We start from the raw sequence: 9,155 nt of genomic DNA, 5'->3' as shown, positions 1-9,155 counted from the left end.
TGCGACGGCCGCGCCCGTGATCCTGCGGCGGGCGGCCGCGATGCGGCGGCGGAGGCGGTCGACGGTCGGGGTCAAGAGGGCAGAGGATCGGTGAACTCAAGCTAGCAGGCGACCCACGGCCAACGGACCCGGTCGGTGCGGATTGCCCCGGCCAGGAGGGATGTGGGATGGAGGGGCGGAGGGATGCACGTCCTCGAGGACGCCGGCGCCACTCCTCAGCCGTCACGTCGGTCGTCGTCCTCGAGGCCGCGTCTTTTTTGCCTCGGCGCGGGATGCGGTTGCTCGTTGCACCCGCCGATGCTGTTACTTGCCGCAGGCGCCCGTCCCTCCGTCCCGTATCCCTTCGTCCCTCCCAGCAATGCCCGTCTTCCATATCGCCGCCGAGTGTGCTCCGTTCGCAAAAGTCGGCGGTCTCGCCGACGTCGTGGGGGCGCTGCCCAAGGCGCTCGCGACGCAAGGCGTCCCGTCGGCCGTCGTGATGCCGTTCTACGGTGGGCGCGGAGGCCGGATCGCCAACATGACGAGCCCGCTCGAGGCCGTCCACACGGGCGTCGTCTTCCTCGAGGGCGAGTTCTTCCCGTTCGAGGTTTTTCGCTCCGACGTCCTCGACGACGTCCCGCTCTACCTCGTCGACGAGGAAAAGCACTTCGGCGACGACGGCGTCTACTTCCGCTCGTCCGACAACGGCCTGTTCGACCGGATGGAGGTCCGCTACCTCGTCTTCCAGCTGATGGTCCTGGACTGGCTCCGCTCGGAGAACACGCCGCTCGAGGGCGCCGACGTGCTCCACCTCCACGACCACCACGGCGGCCTGATCCCGGTGCTCCTCGAGGCCGATCCGGCCAACGCCGAGATCGCGCACGTGCCGACCGTCCTGACGGTCCACAGCGCCGACCACCACGGCGAGATCGGATGGTCGCACTGGGACAGCCTGGGTCTCGGCCTCCCCGACTGGCGCGCGATCGACCACCTGGGCCGCGTCAACAGCCTCAAGGCCGGCGTCCAGCACGCCGACCGTGTCACGACCGTCAGCCCGAGCTACGCCCGCGAACTCGTCGCCAGCCCGGACCCGTCGCACGGCCTCGATTACGTCTTCGAGGGCGCGAGCGACCGCCTGAGTGGGATCGTCAACGGCGTCGACTTGGAGGAGTGGAATCCGGCCACGGACCCGCGTCTCCCAGCGCACTACTCGGCCGACGACCTGCGCGGCAAGGCCGAGACCAAACGCGCCGTCTGCGACGCCTTGGGCCTCGAGGCCGACCGGCCGCTCCTGGTCTACGTCGGCCGGCTGACGCCCGAGAAAGGGGCCGAGGTCTTGGCGCCCGGCGTCGAGGCCATCCTGCGGGAGACCGACGCCGCCGTGGCCGTGCTCGGTTCTGGCTACGAGGCTCACGAGGCCGCGCTCCGGTCCGTCCTCGAGGACGCGCCCGCCGGTCGCATGTCGCTCACGTTGGCCTTCGACGAGGCGCTAGCGCACCGGCTCTACGCCGCGGCTGACTTTTTCGTGATGCCGTCCAAGCAGGAGCCGTGCGGGCTGGGCCAACTCTACGCGATGCGCTACGGCGCGCCGCCCGTCGTCCACGCCGTCGGCGGGTTGAAGGACACCGTCGACGATTGGGACGGCGAGACCGGGACGGGATTCGCCTTCGACGCCTACACGCCCGACGCCTTCCTCGACGCGACCCAGCGCGCCCTCGAGGTCGCGGCTGACCCCGACGCCTACGTCGCCGTCCAGCAAAACGGGATGCGCGCCGACCACTCGTGGGGCGCCTCCGCAAAGGACTACGCCGCGCTCTACGACGCCCTCGAGGTCTGAGGAATTCGCCCGTGACCTCGAGGTTGGGCATCGACTGTTGTCAGGAGAGGCTCTCGCCGTCCCGTCACGCCTCGACGGCCTTCGGGAGGACCGTCCGTCTGAGCGCCGAGGCCACGTCCTCGAGGACGACCGGCTTGGTGAGGTAGTCGTCGCAGCCGGCGTCGATGCACGCCTCGCGGTCGCCCTGCATCGCGTTGGCCGTGAGCGCCACGATCGTCGGCTGCGTCACTTCGGCCTGGCGAATCCGCCGCGTGGCCTCGAGCCCGTCCATCTCAGGCATCTGGACGTCCATCAAGATCATGTCGTAGGGCCGCCCGGCCCTCTCGGCGCGGTGGACCGCCTCGACGGCCTCCACGCCGTTGGCGGCGACGTCGGCCTCGAGGCCGAGGTTCTGGAGCAGGCGGACGGCCACCTTCTGGTTGACTGCGTTGTCCTCGGCCAGCAAGACGCGCGTGTCGGTGGCGGCAGCGCCGTCCCCCGTCTTGGGACGGACGACCCAGCTGGGCTCCGGCGGGTCCGGAGTAGCAGGCGTCCCGAACGCGGCCAGGAGCGCGTTGTGGAGCTGGGCCGGCTTAGTCGGCTTGTACAACACCGACGCGATCCCGGCCTCCTCGGCCCGCACCCGGAGTGTGGCGTCGCGGCTGATCGAGGTGAGCAGGAGCATGACGGGGGCGTCCCCGTCGGCATCAGCTCGGATCTCGACGGCGGTGTCGACACCGTCCATCCCCGGCATCTGCATGTCGAGCAGGACGGCGTCGAACGGGTTGCGCTGGCGGGCCACTTCAGCAACGGCCTCACGGCCGGACGCGACCGTGTGGACCGTCATGCCCCAGCGTGCGGCCGTCCGCGACAGGATGTCCCGGTTGACCGAGTTGTCGTCCACGACCAAGACGCGCTTGCCCTCGAGGTCGGGCTGGTGCGGGTTCAGGAACACGCGGCGCTCCGACGCCGCGACTTCGGTGGCGATCGTGAACGAGAACGTGGAGCCCTGCCCCAGGACGCTTTCGAGCCCCATCTCGCCACCCATCAACTCGGTCAGGCGGCGGCAGATCGTCAGGCCGAGCCCGGTCCCGCCGTACTGGCGCGTGGTTGAGGCGTCGGCCTGGGTGAAGCTCTCGAACACGTCGCCCAGCTTGTCGTCGGCGATCCCGATGCCGGTGTCCTCGACGGCGAACTCGAGGACGGTCGCCGTTCCGGTCGCGGCGTCGGCCGGTCGGGCGTGGACGCGGACGCAGACCGAGCCGCGCTCGGTGAACTTGATCCCGTTCGACAGCAGGTTGACTAGGACTTGGCGGACGCGCGTGACGTCGCCGATCACGCGTTGAGGCACGCCGTCCTCGAGCAGGTAGGCGAGTTCGACGCCCTTCTCGGCCGCGTGGGGCGCGACCAGGTCGAGGGCCTCTTCGATGCACTGGCGGACGTCGAACGGACGGGTCTCGAGATCGAGCTGTCCCGCCTCGATCTTGGAAAAGTCCAGGATGTCGTTGATGATCGTCATGAGCGCCTCGCCCGAAGACCGGATCGTCTCTACGAAGTCGCGCTGCTCGCGGTCGAGGCCCGTGTCGCTAAGGAGGGAGGTCATGCCAATCACGCCGTTCATGGGCGTGCGGATCTCGTGGCTCATGTTGGCCAGGAACTCGCTCTTGGCGCGCGTGGCGGCCTCGGCCACCTCCCGAGCGTCTTCGGCGTCGGCCGTGGCCACGGTCAGGCTCACGTTGGCCTCCGCGAGCGCGTCGCGGCTCTGTTGCACGGCCCCGAGCGAGCGCAGCCGGGCCACCCCCACGACCCAGAGGCCCGCGAGGCAAAACGCGATCGTCGCAACGAGTGACAGAAGTGGAAGGTCGCTCCCACCCGGCGATGGTGTAAGCGCCGCCGGGACGACGAGTGCTATCCCGAGAGCCGCAAGAACCAACGGCACCTCCCGTTCGGACCGGCCGAACAGGGCAAGGGCGAGCCCGCACATCACGGTCACGAGTGTGAGCCCGGACGCCCACGACGCGTCGAGCCCGTTTTTCGCTGCCGTCCATCCGAAGAACGCTGCGATCCCGTAAGTGAACACGATGGTCAGCGGTCTGATCGCACGTCGGACGTGCCCGCTCACGTAGCTGAGTCCCAAGACCGAAAGAGCGGCCGCAGCGATCACAAGCCGGTACTCGATGGGATCGTCGTAAACCCGCCGGCTGAGCCGGTCAAAGGCCCAAAACGACGGGATGGCTACCGCTCCGAGGACGATCATCACCCTGTGTGCCCTAAGGTCCGCGTGTGCCAGCTTGGAGCCGGTTGTCGTGGACCGCCGACGACCAGGGAGGGACATGAGAGAGGACAGATGAGAGAAGAGAGTATCGTGTCCGGTGCCGCTCGCTTAAACCTTAGCTGGACCTCGCTGCGAGACGCTCGGCACTCATCGACGGCCTCGTCTCGGGCGACGTTGAGCACTCACTCGGGGAGGACGCTGGGGTGCGACTCTCTGAGACGTGCCTGCGTATCGAAGAGCCGCCCTCGAGGTCGCGGCAGATTCGCACACACGGGTGGCCGCGCGCGTCCTCGAGGTCGGACCTTTGCGAGCCCGCACCACGACCTCGATGGCCTCGACCTCACTCGACAAGGACCGCATCAAGATTCTCCTCTTGGAGGGCATCCACCAAAACGCCGTCGACACGTTCCGGGCAGCGGGCTACACCCAGATCGAGCGCCGCACGGCCGCCGTGCCCGAGGCCGAGCTGCCAGGCCTCCTCGAGGACGTCCATTTTTTGGGCATCCGCTCGCGAACCCAGCTCACCGCCGACGTCTTGGAGGCCGCCGAGAAGCTGGTCGCCGTCGGCGCGTTCTGCATCGGGACGAACCAGATCGACCTCGAGGCCGCAGCCGAGAAGGGGGTCGCGGTGTTCAACGCGCCGTTCTCGAACACGCGGTCCGTCGCCGAGTTGGTGCTTGCGGAGGCGATCCTGCTGCTGCGCGGGGTGCCCGAGAAGAGCGCTCAAGCGCACCGCGGGACGTGGGCCAAGAGCGTCGGGACGAGCCGCGAGATCCGGGGCAAGACGCTCGGGATCGTGGGCTACGGCAACATCGGCAAGCAGCTCTCGGTGCTGGCCGAAGGGCTGGGGATGCGCGTCGTCTTCCACGACACGTCCGACGTGCTCCCGTTGGGCAACGCGCGGCCCGTCGCCACGCTCGAGGAGCTGCTCGAGCAATCCGACATCGTCACGCTCCACGTTCCGGAGGCGCCGACGACGCAGGGCCTGATCGGTAAAGCGGAGATCGCGGCCATGAAGCCCGACGCCGTGCTCATCAACGCGTCGCGTGGCACCGTCGTCGACCTCGAGGCGCTCGCGTCCGCCCTCGAGGGCGGGCACTTGGCCGGCGTCGCCGTCGACGTGTACCCGACCGAGCCGCGGTCGAACGACGACGAGCTCGACACGCCGTTGAAGGGACTCGACCGTGTCATTCTCACGCCGCACATCGGCGGGTCGACGTTGGAGGCCCAGGAGAACATCGGCGCCGAGGTGGCGGGCAAGCTGGTCCGCTACAGCGACAACGGGAGCACCGAGACGTCGGTGAACTTCCCCGAGGTCGTGCTGCCGCCGCACCCGGACTGCCATCGGATCCTGCACGTCCACCGCAACGTGCCGGGCATCATGGCCGCGATCAACCGGGTGTTCTCGGACTTGGGCGTCAACGTCGACGCCCAGTTCCTCAAAACGAGCAACGACCTGGGCTACGTCGTGACCGACGTCGAGGCGAAGACGTCGGAGGGCGCCCTCGACGCGTTGCGCAACATCGAGGGCACGATCCGCACGCGCGTCCTTTACTAGCGCCCTCGAGGGTGCGTCCCGACCTCGAGGACGAATCCAGCCTCATCGAGGTCGGTCTAGTCGGCCTCGGTCTCGCCTGTCGCCTCGGCGATGGGAAACGGGTCCGACCACCGCGGGTCGGTCGCCATCGTCGTGTCGGTGAGCGTGTGCAAGAACGCCACGAGCGCCGCGCGCTCCTCGGCGCTAAAGTTGAGGCGGAGCGGCCGTCCGTAGCCGGCGCGCAGCCGCCGGTCCAGGCCGGGGCCGGGCTTGATGCCGGTGCTGTAGTGCTCGACGACGTCCTCCAAGGTCTCGAACCGGCCGTCGTGCATGTAGGGCGCCGTGAGCGCGACGTTGCGCAGCGACACGATCTTGAACCGCCCGTTCCCCGCACCGGCGTCGACGATGGTCGAGTCGAGCCCGTTGCCCGTCGGCTGCTTGCCCATAAACAGGTCGCCGACGTGGCACTGCTCGCACCGACCGGGTCCGAAAAACAACTCGAGGCCTTTGTTTTCTTGGTCCGTCAGGCCGGCGAGCGGCTGTCCGAACACGTCGGGCTCGGCCAGGCGCGCGGCGTCGTAGCGCGAGTTGTAGGCCGTGATCGAGCGGAGGAACTGGGACAGCGCCCGCGCGACACGATCGCTGGTCACCTCGGGCGTGCCGAACGCGTCGTCGAACAGGCCGGGGTAGAAGGCGGTCGTCTCAAGCCGGGTCGTGAGCTCGTCCAGCGTCAAGCCCATCTCGACCAAGTCTTGGATGGGTTCGAGGGCGAGCTCTTCCAACGTCTGGGCGCGCTCGTCCCAGAAAAACTGCCGGTTCCGGTCGTACCGCGGGAAGGCCAAGGCCATCGAGTTGCGCGGCGTCCGCTCGCCCTCGAACCCGGCGCTCAGACGCTCGGGGTCTGCGAACCCCCGATCCTGGTGGTGGCACGACGAGCACGACACGGTGTGGTTCTGGGACAGCCGGACGTCGTAGAACAAAACGCGTCCCAACGTTGCTCCGGCGTCTGTGATCGGGTTGTCTTCGGGGGTCGTGTCCCACTTGCGGACCGTCTCGGTGTCGAGGTGGCCCGGGAGCTCGGTGCTGTCGTAGCTGTAGGGCGTCTCGGGCAGGACCGGCGTCTCGGTCATGCGCACGGCGAACGTCGCGCCGATGGCGACGAACGAGACGAGGGCGAGCGACGCGAGCCGAATCATGACAGACGGGGAAGTCCTCAGGCTAAGATGATAGAATCTTGGCACCTGCGAAGTGCAATGTCGGGTGACACGGTTTCTCGAGTCGTGAGGGTCAGGGACGTCGAGCGTCCTGGCTCGCCTCTACTGTAAGGCATTCGGGGCATCTTGTTGCAGCGTCCTCGAGGCCGCCCGTCGCGGCCTCGAGGACGGATCGCTAGGAGCTCGCTCGAGCGCGCCGGCGCGTGCGGAGACGGACGACCAGCCAGATGGCCCCCGCGATCAAGAGCAGCATCGGCCAGATGGTGAGCAGGCCGAGGGCCAACTCGAGCAGCCCGTCCCAGCCGTCGACGATGGCGCGGCCGGCTTGGGCGAAAAAGCCGGGTCCCGACGTGATGCCGGCGGCCGAGGCCTCGAACAGCGTCAGCGTCAAGGTCGAGAGCGACACCTGGTCGCGCATCGCCCGAAGCTGGGCCTCGGCGGACTCGATCTGTTCCCTAACCTCCTGGAGCCGGGCCTGGACGGCCAGGACGTCCTCGATGGAGCCCGAGCGCTGCATTAGCTCGAGGTACTGCGTTTCCGCGGCGCGGCGGGCACCGAGTCGAGCCTCGACGTCGGCGACCTGACGTGTGACGTCGTCGACGGAGACCGAGCGCGACTCGATCTCGCCGGCGATGCCCGAGGCGCCCTCCAAGAGCGAGTCGAACCGGGTGGCGGGGACGCGGATCGTCAGCGTGGTCTCGACGCGGTCCGAGTACCGCCGGCTGGACTCGCCGCCGATAAAGCCGCCGGTCGCATCGGCCAGGGCGCGGGCGCGCTCGACGGCGCGCGTGTGGTTGTCGGCCCGGATGGTCATCAAGCCGGTGCGGATGAGCAGTCGTGAGGACGGCTCCGGCACATCGATGTCGGACTGGAGCGAGGTCGGCTGGACGACGCCTGGGGTCGCGGGCTCGGCCTCGAGGGCGACGTCCGCTTCGGTGGTGGCGACGGACATCTCCTGGACGTCGTCGACGGCGTACTCAGACTCGGCCTGGCACGCGCCGAGCGTGAACACGAGGGCCAGCGCGAGAGCGGCCCGTGGGAAAAGGTTGGTCATGGCAGGGGAGGGTGAGGACCATGCGTGAGCGTGGCGAACGCGTGAAGGGGCATTCTCATGTGCCCCGTCCTCGAGGACGGGCACGAGACCTCGAGGCCGGGTGGGGCTCGGGTATGTTTCCGACCGACTCTCCCAAGACCCGTGTCTCGTCTCGTCGTCGCTCTCCTCGCCCTCGCGGCGCTCCCGCTCGCGGCCCAACCGTCCGACGCCGACCGCGCCCGCGGCTACGTCGAGGAAGACGGCACGGCCACCTTCGTGTTCGACCCGGCGCTCTACGGCTTCTCGCCCGCGAAGGTGGCCGTGACCGGCCCGTTCCGCGGATGGTCCAGCGACGACGACGACCCCGACTGGGCGCTCCAGCAAACCGGCGACGTCTGGACGCTCGTCCTCGAGGACGCCCAAGCGGCGGGGCTTGGGCCGGCGACGCCGTTCAAGTTTCGGGGCGACGGGCGGTGGCTCGATCCGCCGTTAGGGTTGGAGAATGTGGCGGGCGGCAACCTGGTCTACCGGTTCGGAGAGGCCGTCCCTCGGCTCATCGCTGAGATTCGGGGCTCGTCCTCGATCGCCGTCACCGTCGAGGGCGAGGCGGAGCCGCTCAGCCTGCTCTCGGGCGGCGGCTACCAAGTCGTCCGGTGGGACGGGTTCGGGGTGCCGGTGTCCATCGCGATCCCCAACGAGGCGACGACGGCGCTGCTGTGGCTCGGCCTCCCTCTTGACCCTGCCCAGGTTCACTACGTCGAGGTCGAGACGGACGCTGGGTTGTTGCGGGCTCGAGCGAGATTCGACGGGTTGTGGCGGGACCTCGTGGACCCGGATCCGATGGGGGCCACCGTCGAGGAGACATCTAGTTCAGACCACCAGAACCGGACCGCGTCCGACGGCTCGACGCTCCGGGTTCGCCCACGGCCCGGCACCCAGACGACATTCCGTCTGTTCGCCCCGCGCGCCGACTCGGTCTCGCTGGGCCTCTACTCAGAGCGCACCGGACCGGGCCGCGAGGTCGCGATGACCCGAACCGAGACGGGCGTCTGGACCGCCGTCTTCGAGGGCGACCTCCACGGCACGTGGTACGACTTCGCCGTCTACGGCCCCGGCGGTCCCGGCTCGGCGTTCACGAACCAGACCGGCGAGCGCGTCTCGGACCCCTACGCCTTGGTCTCGGACGACTCGTGGGGCCGCTCTCGCGTCTGGCGCGACGCGTTCGAGGCTCCGCGTCCCGTCGAGGGCGGACGGCCCGCCATGGAGGACGTCGTCGCCTACGAGGTCCACGTCCAGGACTT

At 68.9% G+C, this 9,155-nt stretch carries 5 protein-coding genes and 1 pseudogene; 3 read left to right on the top strand and 3 right to left on the bottom strand.

All coding sequences use genetic code 11. The annotated features are described in order from the left end of the window. Window positions 1-358: 358 nt before the first annotated feature. Entirely contained in the window at window positions 359-1,816 is a 1,458-nt protein-coding gene (locus tag WBA11_RS12665; RefSeq protein ID WP_424521039.1) for a glycogen synthase, read from the top strand. Window positions 1,817-1,880: 64 nt separating this feature from the next. Here the strand turns inward: WBA11_RS12665 and WBA11_RS12660 are convergent, their stop codons facing one another. Continuing rightward, window positions 1,881-4,052, bottom strand: coding sequence for a response regulator (locus WBA11_RS12660; protein ID WP_424521038.1), 2,172 nt, complete (start codon window positions 4,050-4,052; stop codon window positions 1,881-1,883). A 346-nt stretch (window positions 4,053-4,398) separates the two neighbouring features. On the opposite strand from WBA11_RS12660, the gene serA reads away from it, so the two are divergent. Continuing rightward, on the top strand, window positions 4,399-5,628 hold the full coding sequence (serA, locus tag WBA11_RS12655; protein ID WP_424521040.1) for a phosphoglycerate dehydrogenase: 1,230 nt from the start codon (window positions 4,399-4,401) through the stop codon (window positions 5,626-5,628). Window positions 5,629-5,684: 56 nt separating this feature from the next. On the opposite strand, the gene WBA11_RS12650 is transcribed toward serA, so the two are convergent. Next, a complete protein-coding gene (locus WBA11_RS12650; RefSeq protein ID WP_424521037.1) occupies window positions 5,685-6,803 on the bottom strand; it encodes a cytochrome-c peroxidase in 1,119 nt (372 codons plus the stop codon). 193 nt (window positions 6,804-6,996) lie between these two features. Further along, entirely contained in the window at window positions 6,997-7,875 is an 879-nt protein-coding gene (locus tag WBA11_RS12645; protein ID WP_424521036.1) for a DUF4349 domain-containing protein, read from the bottom strand. A gap of 141 nt (window positions 7,876-8,016) precedes the next feature. On the opposite strand from WBA11_RS12645, the pseudogene WBA11_RS12640 reads away from it, so the two are divergent. Further along, a pseudogene (locus WBA11_RS12640) lies at window positions 8,017-9,155 on the top strand (hypothetical protein); the annotation flags it as partial.

The sequence above is a fragment of the Rubrivirga sp. genome (assembly GCF_049648075.1).
Taxonomy (GTDB): Bacteria; Bacteroidota; Rhodothermia; order Rhodothermales; family Rubricoccaceae; genus Rubrivirga.
This window is presented reverse-complemented; position numbering and strand designations above follow the sequence as displayed.